Source organism: Mesorhizobium sp. ISC25 (assembly GCF_042295465.1).
Classification (GTDB): domain Bacteria; phylum Pseudomonadota; class Alphaproteobacteria; order Rhizobiales; family Rhizobiaceae; genus Mesorhizobium.
On record NZ_CP135441.1, the window covers coordinates 111,746 to 132,003 of the forward strand.

The 20,258-nt window shown below is 63.5% G+C and carries 19 protein-coding genes; 10 read left to right on the forward strand and 9 right to left on the reverse strand.

The window, feature by feature from the left end; all coding sequences use genetic code 11:
- Positions 1-49 precede the first annotated feature (49 nt).
- From RQ479_RS00570 to RQ479_RS00580, 3 genes are all read left to right on the forward strand, one after another.
- Positions 50-439, forward strand: a complete 390-nt coding sequence (locus RQ479_RS00570; protein WP_376703733.1) for an ArsR/SmtB family transcription factor — start codon at positions 50-52, stop codon at positions 437-439.
- Entirely contained in the window at positions 436-969 is a 534-nt protein-coding gene (locus RQ479_RS00575) for an SRPBCC family protein (protein ID WP_376703734.1), read from the forward strand. The genes RQ479_RS00570 and RQ479_RS00575 overlap by 4 nt, the downstream gene beginning before the upstream one ends.
- A gap of 101 nt (positions 970-1,070) precedes the next feature.
- Positions 1,071-1,646: a dihydrofolate reductase family protein gene (locus tag RQ479_RS00580; protein ID WP_376703735.1), complete on the forward strand. Its 576-nt coding sequence runs from the start codon at positions 1,071-1,073 to the stop codon at positions 1,644-1,646.
- Between the two features lie 135 nt (positions 1,647-1,781).
- Here RQ479_RS00580 and RQ479_RS00585 read toward each other — a convergent pair whose 3' ends face one another.
- From RQ479_RS00585 to RQ479_RS00610, 6 genes are all read right to left on the reverse strand, one after another.
- Positions 1,782-2,582, reverse strand: coding sequence for a class I SAM-dependent methyltransferase (locus RQ479_RS00585; RefSeq protein ID WP_376703736.1), 801 nt, complete (start codon positions 2,580-2,582; stop codon positions 1,782-1,784).
- A gap of 152 nt (positions 2,583-2,734) precedes the next feature.
- Positions 2,735-3,646, reverse strand: a complete 912-nt coding sequence (locus RQ479_RS00590) for a DUF930 domain-containing protein (protein ID WP_376703737.1) — start codon at positions 3,644-3,646, stop codon at positions 2,735-2,737.
- A gap of 183 nt (positions 3,647-3,829) precedes the next feature.
- The gene (locus tag RQ479_RS00595) at positions 3,830-4,579 is read right to left on the reverse strand and encodes a glucose 1-dehydrogenase (protein ID WP_352451446.1); all 750 of its coding nucleotides are present in this window, start codon (positions 4,577-4,579) and stop codon (positions 3,830-3,832) included.
- A gap of 46 nt (positions 4,580-4,625) precedes the next feature.
- Positions 4,626-5,630, reverse strand: coding sequence for a sugar-binding protein (locus RQ479_RS00600; protein WP_376703738.1), 1,005 nt, complete (start codon positions 5,628-5,630; stop codon positions 4,626-4,628).
- 53 nt (positions 5,631-5,683) lie between these two features.
- Positions 5,684-6,745, reverse strand: coding sequence for an ABC transporter permease (locus RQ479_RS00605; protein ID WP_376703739.1), 1,062 nt, complete (start codon positions 6,743-6,745; stop codon positions 5,684-5,686).
- 55 nt (positions 6,746-6,800) lie between these two features.
- Positions 6,801-7,541: an ATP-binding cassette domain-containing protein gene (locus tag RQ479_RS00610; protein WP_292662091.1), complete on the reverse strand. Its 741-nt coding sequence runs from the start codon at positions 7,539-7,541 to the stop codon at positions 6,801-6,803.
- 441 nt (positions 7,542-7,982) lie between these two features.
- Here RQ479_RS00610 and RQ479_RS00615 point away from each other — a divergent pair, with 441 nt between their 5' ends.
- On the forward strand, positions 7,983-9,416 hold the full coding sequence (locus RQ479_RS00615) for a hypothetical protein (RefSeq protein ID WP_376703740.1): 1,434 nt from the start codon (positions 7,983-7,985) through the stop codon (positions 9,414-9,416).
- Between the two features lie 133 nt (positions 9,417-9,549).
- Positions 9,550-11,112 (forward strand): serine hydrolase, encoded by a 1,563-nt coding sequence (locus tag RQ479_RS00620; RefSeq protein ID WP_376703741.1) that lies wholly within the window; start codon positions 9,550-9,552, stop codon positions 11,110-11,112.
- A 30-nt stretch (positions 11,113-11,142) separates the two neighbouring features.
- On the opposite strand, the gene RQ479_RS00625 is transcribed toward RQ479_RS00620, so the two are convergent.
- Entirely contained in the window at positions 11,143-12,078 is a 936-nt protein-coding gene (locus RQ479_RS00625) for a hypothetical protein (RefSeq protein ID WP_376703742.1), read from the reverse strand.
- A 287-nt stretch (positions 12,079-12,365) separates the two neighbouring features.
- Between RQ479_RS00625 and RQ479_RS00630 the strand changes: the two genes are divergently transcribed.
- Positions 12,366-12,806 (forward strand): hypothetical protein, encoded by a 441-nt coding sequence (locus RQ479_RS00630; protein ID WP_376703743.1) that lies wholly within the window; start codon positions 12,366-12,368, stop codon positions 12,804-12,806.
- A gap of 18 nt (positions 12,807-12,824) precedes the next feature.
- Here RQ479_RS00630 and RQ479_RS00635 read toward each other — a convergent pair whose 3' ends face one another.
- On the reverse strand, positions 12,825-13,457 hold the full coding sequence (locus RQ479_RS00635; RefSeq protein ID WP_376703744.1) for a TetR/AcrR family transcriptional regulator: 633 nt from the start codon (positions 13,455-13,457) through the stop codon (positions 12,825-12,827).
- Positions 13,458-14,164: 707 nt separating this feature from the next.
- Here RQ479_RS00635 and RQ479_RS00640 point away from each other — a divergent pair.
- The 3 genes from RQ479_RS00640 to RQ479_RS00650 are packed head-to-tail and all read left to right on the forward strand — an operon-like array spanning position 14,165 to position 17,948.
- Positions 14,165-14,650 (forward strand): (2Fe-2S)-binding protein, encoded by a 486-nt coding sequence (locus RQ479_RS00640; RefSeq protein WP_376703745.1) that lies wholly within the window; start codon positions 14,165-14,167, stop codon positions 14,648-14,650.
- Positions 14,647-15,630, forward strand: coding sequence for an FAD binding domain-containing protein (locus tag RQ479_RS00645; RefSeq protein WP_376703746.1), 984 nt, complete (start codon positions 14,647-14,649; stop codon positions 15,628-15,630). The genes RQ479_RS00640 and RQ479_RS00645 overlap by 4 nt, the downstream gene beginning before the upstream one ends.
- Positions 15,627-17,948 (forward strand): xanthine dehydrogenase family protein molybdopterin-binding subunit, encoded by a 2,322-nt coding sequence (locus tag RQ479_RS00650; protein WP_376703747.1) that lies wholly within the window; start codon positions 15,627-15,629, stop codon positions 17,946-17,948. The genes RQ479_RS00645 and RQ479_RS00650 overlap by 4 nt, the downstream gene beginning before the upstream one ends.
- Positions 17,949-18,153: 205 nt before the next feature.
- Here RQ479_RS00650 and RQ479_RS00655 read toward each other — a convergent pair whose 3' ends face one another.
- Positions 18,154-19,164, reverse strand: a complete 1,011-nt coding sequence (locus RQ479_RS00655; protein WP_376703748.1) for an NAD(P)-dependent alcohol dehydrogenase — start codon at positions 19,162-19,164, stop codon at positions 18,154-18,156.
- A 106-nt stretch (positions 19,165-19,270) separates the two neighbouring features.
- Between RQ479_RS00655 and RQ479_RS00660 the strand changes: the two genes are divergently transcribed.
- Entirely contained in the window at positions 19,271-20,200 is a 930-nt protein-coding gene (locus RQ479_RS00660) for a LysR family transcriptional regulator (RefSeq protein ID WP_376703749.1), read from the forward strand.
- Positions 20,201-20,258: the final 58 nt, after the last annotated feature.

A 20,258-nucleotide genomic window follows, 5' to 3' on the forward strand; every position in this document is an offset into this window, starting at 1 on the left:
TTCAACCGAACGGTTGACTATCTCAAAGCGTGCGTCTATATTCAACTAAATGGTTGAATTAGAGACACCCCAGATGGACGCGGTTTTTCACGCCCTTGGCGACGCCACCCGCCGGCACATGCTTCGCGATCTCGCCGATGGCGAGAAAACGGTAAGCCAGCTGGCGGAACCCTTCGCGATGTCGCTCGCGGCCGCCTCCAAGCACATCAAGGCGCTGGAGAACGCAGGTCTTATTCGTCGAGAGGTGAGGGGCCGCACGCATCTGTGCCGACTAGCCCCCGGACCGCTGGCCAGCGCCCATCAGTGGCTCAGCTTCTACGAGCGCTTCTGGACCGGTCGTCTCGATGTTCTCGAACGCCTCCTTCGCGAGGAGGACGCACGCAAAGCCCAGGATGAGCCCAGGAAATCGCCCAACTCAGAAGAAGGAGACGAGCAATGAACCAGATGAGAAGCATCGACGCCTATGGCGAGCTGAGCGAGCCCGCCACGTTCACCATCCAGCGCCTTTTGCCCGGACCCATCGAGCGCGTCTGGGCCTATCTCACCGAGAGTGACCTGCGCCGGCAATGGATGGCCGCGGGCCAGATGGAAATGAAGGCGGGCAGCTCGTTCGAGTTCGTCTGGCGTAACGACGAGCTGACCGACCCGCCTGGCCAACGCCCCGCGGGCTTTCCCGAAGAGCACCGGATGGAGGGCCGGATCACCGAACTCGATCCGCCGCGCACGCTTTCCATCACCTGGGGAAATACCGGCGGCGTCTCCTTCCTGCTGGAGGCGAAGGGGAGCGATGTGCTGCTCACCGTCGTCCATCGCCGCCTGCCGGAACGTGCAATCCAGCTCAACATCACTGCCGGCTGGCACATACACCTCGACCTGCTGGCCGCCCGCCTGGCGGGCAAGACGCCGACCTCGTTCTGGGACGGCTGGAGCCGCCTGCGGGAAGAATACGACCGCCGCCTGCCGGCCTGATGTAACTCGCGGCGGCCATCCCTGAGGTCGCCGCCAGCCACACGAAGCAACGATGAACCGATGAAACGTGCTTGCATCCCGCAAGCCTGATGGAGGAAGTCATGCGTAAATTGATCACTGGAATGAAAATTTCCGTCGACGGCAAGATGGAGGGCCCAGAGGGTTACGCCGATTGGGTTGACGCGTGGTCGGACGAATACGGCCTGACGCCGCAAATCGATGCCTGCCTGCTTGGCAGCGTCATGTATGCTGGCTACGAGCGCTACTGGAGCGCCATCCAGAACGAGCCCGACAAGCCGCTGCCGATGACCGGCAAATTGCCGAAGCCGGCCGAGCTCGAATGGGCCTGCTTCGCCGCGCAGACCCCACATTATGTGCTGTCGAACACAATGACTTCGGCGGCTTGGCCAAAGACGCGCTTCGTGCGGAATTTTGAGGACATCGCTGCCCTCAAGCAGCAGCCCGGCAAGGACATCTACCTTATGGGCGGCGCCCGAATTACCGCGAGCCTTATCGATGCCGGGCTGGTCGATGAACTCAGGCTGATCGTCTATCCGCTGCTCGCCGGTGAAGGAAAGCCGCTATTTGGGACGGCGGAAAATCGTCGTGGGCTCGAACTGCGCAAGGTCGAACAGCTGTCGGACGGCCGCGTCGGGCTGGTCTACGGGATCGGCTAAAGCGCGTCGCGTTCGATCGGCCTCATGCGATGCGCTTTAGGTTCTTTGTTATGCATGTCTTTATCGCAAAACCGCTGCCCACCCTCGGGTCAAGCCCGAGGGCATGCTTTTGCGCGACATGCATTAGCGCCAACGTCAGGCAACGGTACCGCGGCAGGCCCAGGCGACATTGGCAAAGGACCTCGGGCCGTCGGGCCGGCCGGCCTCATAGGCGTCGCGCATGGCGGCGTCGGTGCGCGACCGCTCTTCCGGGTCGAGCGTGGCCACATACTTGCCGAGCGGCCCTTCGCCGGCGGCAATCGGCGCCCAGTAATCGTCGAAGTTTTGATAGTCCATGCGGATCATCAGCTCGGTCTCCGTAACGTCGCGGAGACCCTGCTCGACAAAGGTCCGCTTCATTTCACCCGGCCGCATCATCGGCTGGGTGCAATAGCGGGCCCGCAGCTGGCGTCCGCCTTCGCTGAGCACCGCCACCGTGTCGATCATCATGCGCATCCCCGGCATGCCGCCGAGATGGTCCCATACCGTCGCCGCGACCACGCCGCCCGACCGCACGACGCGGCGCATCTCGGCGACTGCCTTGCCGGCTTCGGGCACGAAATGGAGCACGAGCAGCGCCAGGGCGCGGTCGAACGCGCCGTCCTCAAAAGGCAGGGCACAGGCATCCGCCTGGCGGATTTTTATCCGCGGATCGGTGTTGCGCCGGATTGCCTCCTCGACGAAAACGGCCGAAAAGTCGATCGCGGCGACCTCACTGAGGTCAGCGGCCTTGACGAGCGCGAAGGTCAGGCTGCCGGTGCCGCAACCGACGTCGAGGATCGTTTCGCCGTCCTTAAGGCCCGCGAAGCCGATGAACAGCGGCGCGAGCCTTTGGCTCCAGCGGCCCATGAGCTGCTCATAGCCGGCAGCATGGTGGACGTTGAAACTTGAAGTCATCGAAGCCTCCTCCCAAAGCCGTATGCTAGACTTCGGCGGCCGCTGGCGAAAGCCACTTTTGGCGCGTGTTGGTTCGGCAGCCCGGGGCGCGCGAAGACATCGCCGGCCGGATTTGATGGCGCCGGACAGCCAGCCTCCGTGGCCTCGACCACCTATTCGGCGGGCAACCCGCGGCGCTTCCATTCGCTGCGCGGCACCGGATTTCCAACACGAAAGGCAAACGACACGACTTTCGTCGCGTCCGGATCGACCTCGCAGCGAAAACTCAGATCGTACCACTGCCCGTTTGCAGGGAACGGCGCACTGGCGACGTTCATGACCGTGCCGGCCTTCAGTCGATACTCAAGCAAGCTGTCTGGGAAATAGGGGGGCGACGCGTGCACCAATTGCTGTGCGAGCTCCGTGTTGCAGAGCTGACCGATACGCACGGCGCGCGGCACATTTCTCATGGCGGTTGTCGCTACCGGATCACCGGTTGCTATTTGCGAGAACAATTTTTTCGCTTTTTCAAGCTTCAACGGCTTTTGCACTTTGGCGACATCCGCAGGCTTGGGCTTCGGCGGCTGGGCCGCGGCCGGCTGCGCAGCCTGGTCCTTCCCTTCGGCCGCTGTCACGGCAGTTGGCTGCGCAAGCTCCTGTTTATCCGGATCTTGCGGCGCCGCCGGTGACTGCGAACCATCCTCCGCGCTGTTGCCATCCAGAGATTTCCGGGGACCGGCGTCCTTGTCACCGAATTGGAAGACAGGTCTCTGCGCGGCGACCTCACGGCTCGCCGGCGTCTCGACCTTTGCTTCCGGCGGTTTTTCGGGCTTGGGCCCTTCCGCGGGAGGCGGAGGTTTTGCTTTCTCCGATGGCTTGGGTGGCGGCACCAGGTCCACCCCGATGGCCTGCTCCTTCTGCGGCTGCGGCGGCGACACCGGCAGTGCGGATAAAAGAAGCGCGGCGGCGAACAAATGCAGGACCACGGAGGCAGGCAAGGCCCACCTGAATACCCGGCGCTGATCCCGTATGTCGTCTCTCATCGTGACCGGTGTGTGGAATGAAATATTGGCGGCATCAAGCATCGATGCCGCCAGACGTCGAAATAACCGTTGCGAATCGAAAGTCGGCGGCTGCAATACGGCGCGTCATCCAATCGTGTGGCGTGGGAGTCCGCGCAGGGGACCCGGGCCAGCAGCAGATGCAGCAAGTCGTCATTTCAGGCGGCTAGCAGGCACACCCTGCCGGCACAGTGTCGCCGGTTGAAATCACAGGGAAACCGAAAGCCCGCCGTCAACCGCTAGCACGTGCCCGTTGACGTAAGCGGCAGCGTCGGAGGCGAGAAACACCACGGCTCCGCCGAGCTCCTCAGGCTGGGCCCAGCGGCCCGCGGGGGTTCGTGCCTCGACCCATTTGGTGAAGGCCTCGTCGCGCATAAGTGCGGTATTGAGCTCGGTGGCGAAATAGCCGGGGGCGATCGCGTTGACGGTGATGCCGTGGCGGCCCAGCTCAGCGGCAGTGGAGCGTGTCAGCCCGTGCAGGCCCGCCTTTGCCGCCACATAGGCGTGAATGGTGGGACGGCCAAGGATTGCTGCGACCGATCCGGTGTTTATTATGCGCCCGAACTTGTTCGGCAGCATCAGGCGCACCGCGTCGCGCATCATGCGGAAGCAAGCCGACAGATTGACGGCAACCACATGGTTGAAATCCTCGTCCTGCCATTCGACCAGCGGTTTACGATGCTGGATGCCGGCGTTGTTGACCAGAATATCGAGGCGGCCGTGGCGTTCGACGATTCCTTCGAGCGACGCCCTTGAGATCGCCGCGTCGGTGACATCGAACGGCAGGGCTTCTGCACCGATCCTTTCGGCGGCCGCGGAAAGGGCGGCCATGTCGCGGGCATTGACGATCACCGTCGCCCCGTTTTCCGCAAGTGCCTTGGCCATGGCAAAACCAAGACCACGCGAGGCACCCGTGACCAGTGCGACACGGCCCTTGAGCGAGAACAATTCCGGCATTGAGATCCCCTATGAAAGGGCGGGAGTTTCCTCCCGCCCAAAAGTACTATTTCGCGACGCAGGTGTCGGCTGTCTCCGGAGTGCAGACATCGAGGCCCGTGTAGGTCGGGTCGGCCGGCGGAGCCTTGCCGTCCTTCATCTCCTTCAGCGCCATCATCGTCTTGTACCCCATCTCGAACGGCCGCTGGCCGACCTGGCCAAGGGAGAAACCTTCCTTCATCTGGTCGATCTGTACCGGAAGCGTGTCGGCAACGACAAGGGCCAGGGCCTTCGAGGCGATCTTGTCCTTGTACGGTGCGACGGCGGCGCGGTTGGCATCGGGAATGAACTGCGGGAAGCCACCGGTTGGGACGAATGCGTCGAGGTTCGGGTTTTTCGCCATGATATCCTCGAACTGTTGCACCGAAAGCGGGAAATCATCGTTGGTGTAGAGCGGGCAGCCTTCGATTTCGGTCCAGCCGTTCTGGCCCGTCAGCCGATCCCCGGGCGAGGCTGCTGATTTGGTGCCCGAAAGCGTATCGCGAATGCCTTGCATGCGCTCGTTGTGGTTGGCCGCCGCGGCGCCGCCGGACTGGATGCAGATCGTGCCGCCTTTGGGCTTGATCTGCATGACAAGCTTGGCGAGGTTCTCGCCGATCTCGTAATTGTGCGTGCCGATATAGGCAACGCGCAGATCCTTGTTTTCGGGCAGGAGATCGGAGTCCCAGGTGAGGACCGGGATGCCGGCATCCTTGGCGGCCTGCAGCGCAACCGCCATCGCTGCGGCGTTCGATGGCGACACGGCGATGCCGTCCACCTTCTTGGCCACGAGATCCTGCACGATCTGCACCTGCTCGTCGCCGCCGCCATGTTCGCCGGGGCCGATATACATGCACTCCACCGCGCCTTTGGATTCGGCTTCGGCCTTCTTGCAGCCGTCGCGTGCCTGGTCGAAGAAAGGATTGTTCATGTTCTTCGGCACGAGGGCGAAGGTGTATTTCGCCTGGGCGCCGGAAACGGCGAGCACCATTGCGCCAAGCGCGACGGCGGCCGTGAGCAGATGTTTTTTCATGTGACGTTTTCCTCCTTGGTGTGATGTCCCGCGGGCCTCCCGCCGGCGGGTTTCTAGCGGCGTTTTTTGGGCATCAAGACTGCCAGCGACGCGGCGAGAATCGATTTGCCGCCGGTTTGCATGCCCAAGAGAACCGCAAGAACGATGAAGGCGCCGACGAAGGCACCCTGCCAGTTTGAATCGATGCCGGCCATCAGCAGCGCATTCCTGATCACCTCGAGAAAGGCCGAACCGATGATTGCACCGAAGGCCGTGCCGGCGCCGCCCATGAGGCTGGCGCCGCCAATGACTGTCGCAGCGATCACCCGTAGCTCATAGCCTTGGCCCATGGCATTGATGGCCGAGCCGTTATAGCCGAGCAGCAGGAGCGAGGCGAGCGCGGCGGTGAAAGCCGAGAAGACATAGGCCTGGAATTTAATCCAGTTGACCGGAACGCCGGTGAGCCGTGCCGCCTCCTCATTGCCGCCGATGGCGAAGAGATGCCGGGCCCAGGCAGTGAAATTGAACACGAAGCCGACAATCAGGGCCAAGATCACCATGGTCCAGAATTGCGACGACAGTTCTGGTATCCAATGCGGTGCCCAGTCGTTCGGACCATGCCGCGGCCATTTCCACTGACCGATTGCCTTCACGATCGGAGCATCGGGCCCGAACTGGTAGAGCATCTGGTTGGCCGAGAATACGACCGCCAGCGAGCGCGCGACGGACAGCATGCCGAGGGTGACCACAAAGGACGGCATCCCGACATAGGCGACAAAGAATCCGTTGACGGCGCCACAGGCCAGACCGGAGAAAAGGCCCATGGCGAAGGCGACGTACCAGGGATAATGCCAGGTGAGGAACAGGCCGGCGACGATGACCACGAGACCCATGACGGAGCCGACCGACAGATCGATACCGCCGGTGATGATTACGATCGTCATGCCGAGCGCCATGATACCGAAAGGTGCGAAATTGCGCGTCACATTGGCGACGTTTTCAGAGGTGCCGAAGCTCGGCTCCATCGCAGTCATCAACATGACGAGCGCGATGAGCGCGATCGTCACCCAGAAGGGCTGACTCGAAAGCACACGTTGGAGAACTGTTTTTTCCTTGGTCGCGACGAAATCCGACATGGCCGGCCGGCCATGTTCTTCGACTGAGCCCTGAACGCCAACTGACTCCTGAACACTATTCGCCACGGATGGCCCCCGTTATCAGTCCAGTGATTTCCTCGGGCGATGTTTTGTCGGCTGGCTTGTCGGCAACTTTCGAGCCCCGCCTGAGGACGATAATACGATCTGCCACGGCGAACACGTCAGGCATTCGGTGACTGATCAGCATGACGCCGACTCCTTGCGCTTTGAGGCGTCGGATCAGTTCAAGTACTTCCGCCACCTGGCGCACTGAGATGGCGGCCGTTGGTTCGTCCATCAGCACCAGCTTGGCATTTGAAAGCCGGGTCCGCGCGATGGCGACCGCCTGGCGCTGCCCACCCGACATCTTCCTGACGAGGTCGCGCGGGCGGGTTTCCGATTTGAGTTCCTTAAACAGCGCTGCCGAGCGATCGATCATTGCCTGCTTGTCAAGAATCCTGATCGGCCAGAAGCCTTTCTTGATCTCGCGCCCCAGAAAGACGTTCTGCGCGGCCGTCAAATTATCGGCGAGCGCCAGGTCCTGATAAACGACTTCGATCCCCTTGGCGCGGGCCTGCACGGGCTGGTGGAAGTGGCACACCTCGCCGTCTACTGCAATTTCGCCGTCGCTCGGAGGAAAATTCCCGGCCACGGTCTTGACTATCGTCGATTTGCCGGCGCCGTTGTCCCCCATCAGACCAACGACTTCGCCTCGCTCCACCTGGAAGCTGACGTCAGTCAGGGCCTGGATAGCCCCGAAATTCTTGGAGACGTGGCGAACCTCAAGCACCGGCATCGCGGTCCTCCCGGGACAACATTTATCGGTCTTGTCCCTGGTCAATGCACAGCAGCTAATCAGCGAAACGTATTCAACACAATCATTTATTAGGTCAGGCCTCCCGGCCGTAACGCGCCTCGTCCGAGTGTGACTTGTAGCTGCTGCAGAGCACCGAGGCGCTCGCCCGATCCTTACACAATCACCAGGCGATCCTCAGGCTTGCGCCGCTCCATATCCGTTTCGGGTGAAATGAGTGGCATTTTGCGAGCGGCGCCAACGGCTCGGGTATGGAGCGCGGCAGAACGCGTCATTCAAACACACGAGGACAGTGGCCAAGCCTGTCCCTAGCGTGCGTCGGCCAGAGCGCACGTCAGGAGATGAACCCGTATTCGGGGGAGGCGAGGGTCAAGTGTTGAAAGTCCGCTCCGTAACGGCGCTGCACGAGAGGGATATTCGGTCATGAATTTCAAAGGTTTGATCAAGCGTGCCGAGACTGTGGAGAGAGCGTTCAAGGAGCTCGAAACCGATTTGGCGGATGCGTTTAGCGAATGTCTCAACGTGGACGATCAGTCGCCGTTGAACGACGTCACTGTGCCGGATGAGACTGTGTCGGATGAGAATCTCGCGGCAACGGATGACAGCTCGCAGCTCGAGGCCAATGCGGACGCCTTCGAGACCGCACGACGGCTGACCCCCCATACGCAAACCCGGCTGGCTGCCTTAAGTGCGGTCGATGGGCTCTTTCACGACGCGCAGGAGTATCTGGGGGAAATCAACGCGAAACTGTCGGAGATCGCGACCTCGCATCATTTGACAGGCGAATTCCTAAGACTTCTCCACGGCGACATTCTTCGCGCCAACGAATTGGAGCTGGCAAATACCGGCCTGACCGCGCAACAAAGAGTGCTGTCCGAACAGCTCCACGACGCAACCAGAAAGCAGCGCGAGCGCGACAGCGCTATCGAGGCGCTGCAGCAGCACGAGGCGAGCCTGGTCGAGGACAAGGAAGCACTTCGCGGCGCGCTGGCTTCAGCAAGGCTGGAACTCGTCGTGGCAGGCAATGCGAGCGCAAAACGCGAGGCCGAGTTCGGCGAGCTTGTCAAAACGCTCTCGGCCAGAGCCGTCGAGGCCAACAGACGCTCGCGCGAGAACGAGATGCTGCGGGAGAAACATGTCAGCCTGTCAATCGACCTCGACAAGGCGCTGAAACGGGAGGCCGAGGCCCGGCACAGACTGGACGAACTCTCGACGGTCCATGCCAATGACGCCGCGCAGGTTTCGGAACTGCTGGCCGCGCTTGGCAAGAGCGAGAAAGAGGAGATGCGGCTGCAGAAATCGCTCGATATGGCGCAGGCGAAGCTATCGGAAATGACGGAAGCGGCCCGCATCAGGGACGGTGACAGGCAAGCCGAGCTTGCACGCGGTGTCGCGGAGATGACCGGCTTGCGCTCTGAAATCGAGGATCTCCGATCGCGACTGGAGGCCACCTCCAACCAGAACAGCGAAGCCGCCAGCGAAATCGCCAGGATCAAGGCTCAAGCGAGCGACGCGGTGGCGGAAAAGCAAATTGTCGAGCAAAAATTGTCTGCTCTCATGAAGGAGAGCGAAAACGACAAGATGAACCTTTCCGCGGTCAGCGCGAATTTTTCGCAGCTTTCCCTGCAGCAGGCATCCGAACAGATACAGTTCGACGTCCAGAGGCAGGAATGCGAGGATCTGCGAGCCGAAGTCGCGTCGCTTCAAGCCCGGGTCAAGGAACTGTTGCCCTATGAGCGGCTCCACAAGGTCACCAACGCCAGGCCGCGTGAAGAAGGCGTGGTCGAGATCACCGCCGCGGTGGCGGAGAAGGCCCGCGCCAGCAGGCGGCGCCTCCGCCTGCGCGCTGCGTCCTAGCTCAGGCGCGGCAGTCTGAATTTCGACTGGTGCGAAGCGGACATCCGCCAATGAATGGCGGGTCGAGCGTGAGGCTGGCCTTCCCTGCGTCGGCCTGCGATAGTGCACGCCGGTGAAGCGGAGGGGGCTGAGCATGCGGCTATTCACAAACCGGAACCACCTCCGTTGGAGGATGTTGGCCTTCATCGCAATCATGGTGCTTTTGCCGAAAGCGGCGTCGGCCGATACCATCCCGCCCGACAGGATCGCCGCGGCCCTTGCGAAGCTCGAGTTACTCGCGGAAGGCGTCGTCGCGGATGGTAGCGTGCCCGGTCTGGCCATCGGCGTCGTGCATGGCGACGAGGTGATCTTCCTCAAGGGGTTCGGGCATCGCGAAGCCGCAAAACCGGAGACCGTCGATGCGGACACGGTGTTCCAGATCGCTTCCCTCTCCAAGCCGGTCTCCGCCACCGTCGTGGCGGCGCTGGTCAGCGAAGGGATCGCTTCGTGGGATTCCAAGATCGCCGACCTCGATCCGGCTTTCCGACTCGCACAGCCCTATCCGACCAGCGAACTCTCGATCCGCGACCTGTTTGCGCACCGCAGCGGACTTCCCGGCACGGCGGGCGACGACCTCGAGGACATCGGTTATGACCGCGCGGAGATCCTGCGCCGCCTGCGGTTCGTGTCGCCGTCATCGAGCTTTCGTGCCGGCTATTCCTATAGTAATTTCGGACTGACCGAGGGTGCCGTCGCGGCCGCGAAGCCGACGGGCAAGCCGTGGGAAGAGGTCGCCGAAGAGAAGCTCTACCGCCCGCTTGGAATGGCCTCGACCAGTTCGCGTCATTCGGACTTCATCAAGCACGCCAACCGTGCCGAGCTCCACGCCAAGATCGATGGCGCCTGGGCAGCGAAGGTCCAGCGCTATCCGGATGCGCAGGCGCCAGCAGGCGGCGTCAGTTCTACGGCACGCGATCTCTCGCAATGGATGCGCCTTGTGCTTGGCAACGGGGCCTATGCCGGCAAGACGCTCATCAAGGCCGATGCGCTGGACCAGACACATATTCCCTTGATGGTTCGCGGCAAGAACCCCGTCTCCGGAGGCGAGGCCTTCTACGGCCTCGGCTGGAATGTCGAATTCGGCCGGCACGGGCCGATCTGGGGTCATGCGGGCGCCTTCAGCGCCGGCGCACGCAGCCTGGTGATGCTCTTCCCCGAGGAGAAGCTTGGCATCGTCGTCATCGCCAACGCCTTTCCGACAGGCGTGCCGGAGGGGCTGTCCGACAGCTTCGCCGATCTCGTCTTCGACGGAACGCTGGGGAAGGATAAGGTAAAGGCATGGAATGATATCTATGCAGGCATGTTCGGCCCTGTGATTGCGGCGGCCAAGGCCACCTATGCCGCGCCGCCCTCTCCGGCAAGTCCGGCGGCGCCGGCCAGCGCCTATGCGGGCCGTTACTTCAACGACTTCTTCGGCGATGCTATTGTGTCAGGCGAAGGAGACGCTCTTGTCCTCAAGGTCGGGCCCGCCGCTGCACGGTCCTATTCACTGAAGCATTTCGACCGCGATCTCTTCCTGACCTTCCCCGATGCCGAGATGCCGGACAGGCCCTCGGCCGTCAGCTTTGCCGTCGGCCCCGACGGCAAGGCGTCGGCCGTGACCATTGACTTTCTCAACGACAATCATCTCGGCACGCTGCAACGCGTGGGGGATTAGCCGCCGCGGGGCGGGCGAGCCTTTGCCGGTTCAGGATGCCGGGCCGAACTGGAGCAATTTGAAGCAATCACCGCTGCCCGATGTCGCCTGCGTCAGGAAGGGTTTCGACCGGTCGATCCATTCCTGGTGCGATCTGGCATCGGCTTCGATCTCATTGGCCGGTGCAAGCTTGACGAAACCGCGCCCCTTGCTGAAAAGCCAGCACGCGCGGCCGAGAAACCGCCTGCTGCGCTGGCGCAGGAGATCGGCATCATAAAAGACGTCGAGCACCTCCTGCCTGATCTTCCGCTCCTTTTCGGGATTGGCGATCGCAACCTCGATCGGCTCGCCGCCGATCGCATCCTGCAGGTCCTTGTAATCCAGGGCGATCTGGGTGGTGGCATATTTGATGTCGCTCTCGTCCCGGACGATGTTGAACCATAGCGTGGGGTCGAGCTCGTTGGCGACGAACGATGCTTCGAAGTCGCGTGACAGATTGAGAATATCGAATCCCTGAACATCGACGTCGCGCTCGACCAGAAGGATCTGGGAAACCTGCTTGGCGAGCGCCGTTCCGTGGGCGCTGACGGCGGCATTGTTGCCGCCGAGTTCCGGACTGACATAGGCGCCGCCATCATCCAGCAGCGCATCGAATTCGCCGAGGGCCTCCACGACAGCGCTGCCGCGGGCAATACGCGCCGCCAGTTTGGCGCGAACCTGCTGGAGCTCCGTTTCGCGTTTGCGCTGGTCCTGATAATTCTGCTGGAAAAAGAAGATGAAAAGGGACACGCCAATCCCGATCATGATCACGCCCAGCTGCGAAAAGATATTTCGATAATATTCCAGCAGCTTTTCACGATGGCGCACGTCGTCGCGCACACTGTGCGCCACACGAAGATTGACGATCAGCGAAACGATCAGGAGCCCGGCACCGACCAGGATCAGGCCGCCGATCAGCAGGTAGCCATAGCCCGAGTTCAAATCCATTCTTTTGCCGCGCTCCCCGAAACCCCAGACAGCGCAGACTAATACCATTCCGCTTCAACACATACCTTTTCATAGGAGCGCCGGCGAAGGATCCCCACCATTCGGCCACTGTTCTTACAGCCAGGTCTATGCTCGCCATCCGCCTCGTTTCGTAGCGGTCTTCTCGCAGCCGGATTCAGGCCGCGTGCTTGGAACCAATGACGGGCGAGACTGTTCAGCTATGACTTTGATCCGACGCTGGCGTGCCCGGCCGACTGGGCATGCGGCGATCTTGAGGAGTTCTCATCATGAAGATTTCGTCCAGGTTTCGTTCAGTCGTGGTTGCCGTCATCACTGCGGCGGCAGTTAGCTTTGCCGGCGTCGCACATGCCGACAGCGGTACGATCCGCTTCGCCGTCTACAAGGCGGCCTTTTTCATCGGCGGCTCCGGAGGCGAGGGCACACTGACCTTCCATGGTCGCCGATATCCCATCTCGGTCGGCGGCATCTCGGGCGGCCTCGCCTTCGGCGCCTCCAAGACCTATTTCAAAGGTACCGTGCGCCACATACGCCGCGCCCGGGATGTGACGGGGGTGTACGGTGCAGCGGGCGGTGGCGGCGCGCTCGGCAAAGGGGCCCAGGTGATCGTCATGACCAATGACAAGGGTGCCCAACTCGAACTCACGGGCAGGCAGGTAGGCCTGCAGGTCAATGCCGATCTCAGCGGTATGAGCATCTCGCTGAAATAACGACAGTCACTGCATTCCTCATTCCCTGGATGGGCCGGATTTGGCCGCTCCAAACCGCAGCCCATCCATCAAGAGCGACACCAATCGGCGCGAGCGGTCGCGCCAGTCCTTGGTGTCCGGGGCCGAATAGATGCCGCCCAGCGCATGCAGCACGTCGGAGGCATCGACGTCGCTGCGGATCGAGCCCTCGGCGACCGCCGCATCGATCAGCCGCCGCAAGGCGAGCGTCACCCTGCCCGAGACGTCGGAGAACAGGGTGGAGTTGGTCGTGAGCAGGATGCGCAGGCTTGTCGATAGCCCGCGCTTGGTGGCGATGTAGTCGACGAAGCGCTGCATCCATTGTTCGAGCGCCATGTCGGGCGGATGATCGCGAGCGAGCTCGTCGGCCGCCTGGCACAGTCCTTCCACTTCGCGCCGGTAGACCACCTCGACCAGATGTTCGCGGGTTGGGAAATGCCGGTAGAGCGTTCCGATGCCGACGCCGGCCTGGCGCGCAATCTCCTCCAGAGAGGCATCGACGCCATTCTCGGCAAAGGCTTTTGCCGCGACCTCGACCAGCGCGTCGCGGTTGCGCTGCGCGTCGGCGCGCAGCGGTTTTGCAACGGCGGCTTTGGCCTTGTCTCCAGATATGACGGGCGGCTCTGCGGCCAATTTTTCCTCCAGTGTTGATCCAAAGCATAAACCAAACAGGCAGGCCCCGTTTCAAGAACGCAGACGCTTCCACCTTCGTTACGTCTCCGACAAATATAATCGCAAGTAAATATAATCACAGGATCGAGTCTTGGCCGGCGTTCCGGCAGGCGAGGCATCTTGCCCGCCTCCGGTGCACGGCCGGTGGATGACGACGGAGGATATTTCCTCGCGGCCGGCGCTCCTCATCTGTTCGGCCGATGCCGTGGGGCAAAAATGAGCCCACCTTGAGCACGATCCCCTCAGGATCATTGGACTGTCCTGCCCCTACAGACAGTTCAGAGAGCACCACCGGCTTGGGCCGGTGGTGCTTTTTTGTCTCCAGGCATGACGGCTGGCTGCCCTGCCAATTTCTCCAATTTCGATCAATTTCGATCCGGGGCTTGAACAGGGCGGAGCAGGCCCTTAGATAATAAGCGGAGGCGCCTCCGATTGTGGAGCGCCTTTCTCATGTAATCACGGGATCGGGTATGTCACGTCTTTCGACCTCGCAAGCCGCGGCCCTCCCGGAGGTCGCACCAAGTCAAGCGGACCCCCTCTGCCCTGCCGGGCATCTCCCCCGCAAGGGGCGAGATTAGCCTTCACCTAGCCATAAGCTGACCTTGCCGCTCGCCGGCCGGGCGCCAGATCAATCCCTCCCGCGTCAAGCAACTGGAGCCAGACGCCCCATGACAAGCAAAACCCGAACTCCAATCCAACTTCAAATCAACGGACATCGACATGAGCTGGAGGTCGAACCGCGCGTTACGCTGCTCGACGCCTTGCGCGATCATCTCGGCCTGACCGGCACCAAGAAGGGCTGCGACCAGGGCCAGTGCGGCGCCTGCACGGTCCATATCGACGGCCAGCGCGTGCTGGCTTGCCTGACGCTTGCCACCCAGGCTGAAGGCAGGGACATCACCACCATCGAAGGGCTTGCCGGGGAGGATGGCACGCTGCATGCGGTGCAGGCCGCCTTCCTCGAACAGGATGCCTTCCAGTGCGGCTATTGCACGCCGGGCCAGATCATGTCGGCGGTCGCCTGCATTCGCGAAGGCCATGCCGGCTCCGACGAGGAGATCCGCGAATACATGGCCGGCAATCTCTGCCGCTGCGGCGCCTATCCGCATATCGTTGCCGCCGTGCGCCAGGCGGCCGTGGAGGCCGCATCATGAGGGACTTTTCGTATCTCCGCGCCGGCTCCGTCAATGCAGCCAGCGAGGCAGCAGCACTGCCGGGCGCCATGCTTTTGGCCGGCGGCACGACGCTTGTCGATCTCGCCAAATGCGGCGTTGCCGAACCCGAGACCGTGGTCGACATCACCCATCTCACCGGACTGGATACGATTGCCGTCGATGACCAGGGCGCCACGATCGGCGCGCTGGCCAGGATGAGCCAAGTCGCCGACTATGCCGGTATCAAGAGCCGGTTCCCTGCCGTCTCGGAAGCTTTGTGGCAGGCGGCGTCGGCGCAGCTGCGCAACATGGCGACGGTCGGGGGCAATCTGATGCAGCGTACACGCTGCCCCTATTTCCGCGATCCGGGGAATTTCCCCGCTTGCAACAAGCGCTCGCCCGGCAGCGGCTGCTCGGCGGTCGGCGGCGTCACCCGCGGCCATGCCGTGCTCGGCACCAGCGAGGCCTGCATCGCAACCTATCCCGGCGACCTGGCGGTTGCACTCATTGCCTTCGACGCGATCGTCCATCTCGGCGACCGTCAGGTCGCCGTCGATGATTTTTTCCTCCTGCCCGGCAGCACGCCCGAACGGGAACATGCGATCGCGCCCGGCGAGATGATCACCGCGATCGGCATTCCCGCTTCGGCCGCCGCCCGCCGCTCGACCTATCTCAAGGTCCGCGACCGCCAGTCCTATGAATTCGCCGCGGCAAGTGCCGCGGTCGGCATCGAATTCGAGGCCGACGGTAGGACGATCCGCGATCTGCGCGTCGCACTTGGCGGCGTCGCCACCAAGCCATGGCGCGCCCGCGCCGTGGAAGAGGCGCTGAAAGGCAAGGTGCTCGGGCCGGAGGTCGTCAGGCAAGCCAGCCTGCTCGCCGTCGAGGGCGCCGTCGACCATGGCGCCAACCACTACAAGATCGAACTGGCGCCGCGCGTCGTCGCCCGCGCCATCCTAAAAATGGGAGAAACGGCATGACCGTTCACGAGTTGAGAACAAGACCCGGCGATGCCAAACGCGGCGACGCTTCGGACGGTGCCGTCCTCGCGGATCAGGTCGGCGGCCGGCTGTCGCGCGTCGACGGCCCGGCCAAGATCACCGGTGCCGCCAAATACGCCGTCGAGCATCAGCTCGAGGGGCTCAGCCATGCGGTGCTGGTCGAGAGCACCATTGCCGCCGGCCGGGTGCGTTCGATCGACACGGCGGCGGCCGAGGCGTCGCCCGGCGTGCTGCTGGTGCTGACGCCCGACAATATCCTGCCGCTGAGAACCGCAACGGACTGGCTGGGCACGCCCCCGCCGGACGTTGCCTATTGCCCGCTGGCCCGCGATATCACCTTCAGCGGTCAGCATGTCGCGGCGGTCATTGCCGAGAGTTTCGAGCAGGCGGTCGCAGCTGCAGCACTGGTCAAGATCGCCTGTGACGAGGCGCCGGCGATCGTCGACCTCAGCGATCCAAAGGCCGGCGACGGCATCCCGGTCGATGCGATGACCAAGGAATGGGGCGAGGCGGAGACAGCGTTCGCCTCGGCTCCGGTCAGGATCTGCAACGCCTACAACACGCCGCGCGAATATCAGGCGCCGATGGAGCCGCACGGCCTGATCGCAAAGTGGCAGGGCGACCAGCTGACCGTCTGGGAGCCCAGCCAATGGCTCGACGGCATGGCGCGGACCTATGCCGAATGGTTCGGCGTGCCGTTCGAGAATGTGCGCCTTGTCTCGCCCTATATTGGCGGCGGCTTCGGCTCCAAGGCGTTCGCCTACGGCTACGGCGCGGTGGCGGCGGCGGCCGCGAAAATGCTGGGACGGCCGGTCAAGCTGGCGGTCACCAGGCCGCAGACCTTCACCGCCTATGGCGGACGGGCGGCGACGCGCCAGACGGTGGCGCTCGGCGCCAACGCAGAGGGTCAGATTCAGTCGATCGTGCATCGTGGCGTCAACGAGACCTCGGTCGACGGCATGTGGGTCGAGCCGCTCGGCTCGGTCACCTCGGTCATGTACGCGACGCCGAATTTCTCGTCGCGGCAGAACGTCGTGCGGGTCAACACGGTGGTGCCGGGGGCATTGCGCGCGCCGGGCGAGAACCCGAGCGCTTTCGGCATCGAAAGCGCGATCGACGAGCTCGCCTATGAGGTCGGTATCGATCCGCTGGAAATCCGGCTCAGGAACTATGCCGAGCAGGATCCGCATGCGAAGAAGCCGTGGTCGACACGGCAGCTGCGCGAGGCCTTCGCGGCCGGCGCCGAAGCCTTTGGCTGGTCGAAGCGGACGCCCCAGCCGCGTTCGATGCGCGACGGCAACCAGCTGATCGGCTGGGGTGTCGCCGCCGGCACCTACCCGGTGCGGCGCGCCTATGGTGAGGCGGTCGTGCGCATTCTCGCCGACGGCTCGGTCGAGGTCGAAAGCTCGTCGATCGACATGGGGCAGGGCACCTATACGATCCTTGCGCAGACGGCCGCCGAGGTGGTGGGCGTGCCGGCGGAGAACGTGGTGGTGAAGCTGGGTGACTCCCGCTATGCCCGCGCCGGCGTCACCGGCGGTTCACGGCTGGCCGGGGTGATGACGGGCGCCGTCCACAAGGCGGCGAGTGCCGCGCTCGACCAGTTGGTCGGGCTCGCCATCAGCGATCCGGCTTCGCCGTTCCATGCGCTGCAGGCCAACACGCTCGTCGTCGCCAGTGGCCGCATCGCCTCGCCGCGCGGCGACGGGCCTGAAGTTTCGATCGCCGAACTGCTCAGGAGCGTCGGGCGCGAGCATATCGAGGCGAAGGGCGACACCATGCCGGCCAATTCGACGGTCGAGGACCGCTACAAGAACTACACCACCATAGCCATGGCGCTGCCGCACACCGAGGGCGACTATTCCCGCCACAGCTGGTGCGCACATTTCATCGAAGTGCGCGTCGACGAGGACTTTGGCACGGTTCGTGTGTCGCGCGTGGTATCGGCGCTGGATTCGGGCCGGCTCTACAACCCCAAGCTCGCCGAAAGCCAGTGGAAGGGCGGCATCATCATGGGCATCGGCCAGGCGCTGCTCGAGGAGGGCATCGTTGACCGCCGGCATGGGCGCATCGTCAACAACAATCTCGCCGACTATCTCATCGCCACCAATGCCGACATTCCAGACATCGAGGTGATCTCGGTCGGTATTCCCGATCCGCATTCCTCGGTGCTCGGCGGCAAGGGGGTCGGCGAGCTGGGCATCGTCGGCGTGGCGCCGGCGATCGCCAACGCGGTGTTCCACGCCACGGGGAAAAGGGTGCGGGATTTGCCGATCACGCTGGAGAAGCTGATTTAGGCGGCGGCGGTAGAACTGCCGATCTCCTCTCAAGACCTGGGTTCCTCGCCCACCGCGAAGCGGGGGAGAGGTGGCCGCGAAGCGGCCGGAGAGGGGGCCTTCGTAGGGCGCGGTCCCCTCTCCGTCTCGGCTTCGCCGAGCCACCTCTCCCCACTTCGTGGGGCGAGGAACCCAAGCTGGAAAAAAGCCGCGCTCCTTTCCAGGCTCACCACGACAGACTGAACGCGAGCTTGCCGAAATGCCGGCCGCCTGCCGCCATGTGGGCGTAGGCCTCGGTCGCCTGGTGCTGGCTGTAGATTGTGTCGATGACCGGATCGATACGGGCGGCGCCGATGGCGCGTGCCGCGTCGCGCAGGTCGGATACTGAACCGGTGTTGTTGCCCACTACCTTGAGCGCCTTGATGATGATCGGCAGCAGGTTCGTGGTGGCCTCGGCGCCGGTGACGAAGCCGATCGTGAACACCGTGCCGCCGGGCGCCGCGGCATTGATCGAGCGGGCGAAGGTGGCCGAGCCGCCGGTTTCGACGATCAGGTCGGCGCCGAGGCCGTCGGTCAGTTCGAGCACCTTGGCGTCCCAGTCCGGTGTCTCGCGATAATTGATGAGATGATCCGCACCCAAGGCCTTGGCGCGTGCCAGCTTTTCGTCCGACGACGAGGTGATGATGACCGTGGCGCCGGCGGCCTTGGCCAGCTGCAGGGTCAAGATCGAGACACCACCGGTACCGAGCAGGACGACGACCGACCCCGGCCCGGCATCGGCGGCGCGGACCGCGTTCCAGGCGGTGGTGCCAGCGATCGGCAGCGTCGCCGCCGCTTCGAAGGACAGATGCGCCGGCATCGGCACGACGGCATTGGCCGGCAGCGCGACATATTCGGCGAGCGAGCCGGGCAGTGTCAGCCCGCGCATCTCTCTGGTCTCATAAGGCCGCGGACGGCCGCCGATCCAGCGCGGTTTTGCATGGGCGATGACGCGGTCGTTGATGGCGAGCCTCGACACGCCCTCGCCGATGCCGACGATCTCGCCGGCGCCGTCGACGACGGGAATGAGCGGAAAGCTTGGACCTGGATAGTTGCCGCTCGCGATCGCGACATCGACAAAATTGAGGCTTGCGGCGCGCAGGCGGATCAGCACTTCGCCGCGCTGCGGTTCAGGCGTGGGAACGGTGGCCGCGCGAAACGCGTCCAATCTCGGGGCAGTCAGTTCAATCGCTTTCATGTCTCACTCCGGTTGATGGCCGATTGACGGGGCCGGGATTGAGTGAAACTAGCTGCTGCGCTATTGGTATATAATCCTTGGCTTTTACATTTGAGCTCTGCGCCTGATGCAGCAATCGCACGAACCGGTAGCATTGGCCGAAATGGCCGCCTTCGCGGCAATCGCCGAAGCACGTTCCTTCACCAAGGCGGCGGCTCGCATCGGCCGCGACGCGACGATCCTGTCGCGGCGCCTTGCTTCGCTGGAAGAGCGGTTGGGCGTGCGCCTGCTGCACCGGACGACGCGAAGCGTGTCGCTGACCGAGGCGGGTTCGGAACTTCTCGTCCGCGTCCGCGCCATCCTGGCCGCGGTCGACGAGGCCGAAGCTGCCGCGTCGGCGCATGCCGGCGGCGGGCCGCGCGGCGTGCTGCGGCTGGCGCTGCCCGGCTCGTTCGGGCGCATGTGGATCGGCCCGTTGCTGCCACAGTTTCTCGCCGAATTTCCCGATGTCCGTATCGAGGCCGAGTTCTCCAACCGCTTCGTCGATCTCGTCGCCGAGAATTTCGATGTCGCCGTGCGTCTCGGTGCGCTGGAGGATTCGCGGCTGGTGGCGCGCAAGGTCGCGACACGGCGGCGGCTGCTGTGCGCCGCGCCGTCCTACCTCGCCCGCCGGGGCACGCCGACTGCGCCGGAGGCGCTTCTGGAACACAGCTGTCTCGGCTTCTCGGGCTTCCAGACCTTTCCGGCCTGGGAGATGACCGACAGCACGGGCCGGCACGTCAGTATCGAGGTTTCCGGCCCGCTGGTCACGGACGATGCCGAGGTGCTGGTCGAAGCCGCCGTGCAGGGCGTCGGGCTGATGATGAGCACGGATTGGCTGGTCGGACGCGAACTCGCCGACGGCCGGCTGGTGCCAGTGCTGGAAGACTGGACACTCGCCGACGAGGGCGCGGTCTATGTCGTCATGCCTTCGGCCAAGGGGCAAGCGGCCAAGACTCGCGCCTTCGCCGACTGGATCGGTGAACGTTTTGCGCCGGTCCCGCCGTGGCGGAGGTGAGGTGCTGATCTCCCGCCTTGAGGGGGAGATGTCGCCGAAGGCGACAGAGGGGGCGCGG

Excerpts from the sequence above, each read along its gene's own strand:
- RQ479_RS00570 (WP_376703733.1), top strand. The coding sequence starts at position 50 with ATGGTTGAATTAGAGACACCCCAGATGGACGCGGTTTTTCACGCCCTT.
- RQ479_RS00575 (WP_376703734.1), top strand. The coding sequence starts at position 436 with ATGAACCAGATGAGAAGCATCGACGCCTATGGCGAGCTGAGCGAGCCC.
- RQ479_RS00580 (WP_376703735.1), top strand. The coding sequence starts at position 1,071 with ATGCGTAAATTGATCACTGGAATGAAAATTTCCGTCGACGGCAAGATG.
- RQ479_RS00585 (WP_376703736.1), bottom strand. The coding sequence starts at position 2,582 with ATGACTTCAAGTTTCAACGTCCACCATGCTGCCGGCTATGAGCAGCTC.
- RQ479_RS00590 (WP_376703737.1), bottom strand. The coding sequence starts at position 3,646 with ATGCTTGATGCCGCCAATATTTCATTCCACACACCGGTCACGATGAGA.
- RQ479_RS00595 (WP_352451446.1), bottom strand. The coding sequence starts at position 4,579 with ATGCCGGAATTGTTCTCGCTCAAGGGCCGTGTCGCACTGGTCACGGGT.
- RQ479_RS00600 (WP_376703738.1), bottom strand. The coding sequence starts at position 5,630 with ATGAAAAAACATCTGCTCACGGCCGCCGTCGCGCTTGGCGCAATGGTG.
- RQ479_RS00605 (WP_376703739.1), bottom strand. The coding sequence starts at position 6,745 with ATGTCGGATTTCGTCGCGACCAAGGAAAAAACAGTTCTCCAACGTGTG.
- RQ479_RS00610 (WP_292662091.1), bottom strand. The coding sequence starts at position 7,541 with ATGCCGGTGCTTGAGGTTCGCCACGTCTCCAAGAATTTCGGGGCTATC.
- RQ479_RS00615 (WP_376703740.1), top strand. The coding sequence starts at position 7,983 with ATGAATTTCAAAGGTTTGATCAAGCGTGCCGAGACTGTGGAGAGAGCG.
- RQ479_RS00620 (WP_376703741.1), top strand. The coding sequence starts at position 9,550 with ATGCGGCTATTCACAAACCGGAACCACCTCCGTTGGAGGATGTTGGCC.
- RQ479_RS00625 (WP_376703742.1), bottom strand. The coding sequence starts at position 12,078 with ATGGATTTGAACTCGGGCTATGGCTACCTGCTGATCGGCGGCCTGATC.
- RQ479_RS00630 (WP_376703743.1), top strand. The coding sequence starts at position 12,366 with ATGAAGATTTCGTCCAGGTTTCGTTCAGTCGTGGTTGCCGTCATCACT.
- RQ479_RS00640 (WP_376703745.1), top strand. The coding sequence starts at position 14,165 with ATGACAAGCAAAACCCGAACTCCAATCCAACTTCAAATCAACGGACAT.
- RQ479_RS00645 (WP_376703746.1), top strand. The coding sequence starts at position 14,647 with ATGAGGGACTTTTCGTATCTCCGCGCCGGCTCCGTCAATGCAGCCAGC.
- RQ479_RS00650 (WP_376703747.1), top strand. The coding sequence starts at position 15,627 with ATGACCGTTCACGAGTTGAGAACAAGACCCGGCGATGCCAAACGCGGC.
- RQ479_RS00655 (WP_376703748.1), bottom strand. The coding sequence starts at position 19,164 with ATGAAAGCGATTGAACTGACTGCCCCGAGATTGGACGCGTTTCGCGCG.
- RQ479_RS00660 (WP_376703749.1), top strand. The coding sequence starts at position 19,271 with ATGCAGCAATCGCACGAACCGGTAGCATTGGCCGAAATGGCCGCCTTC.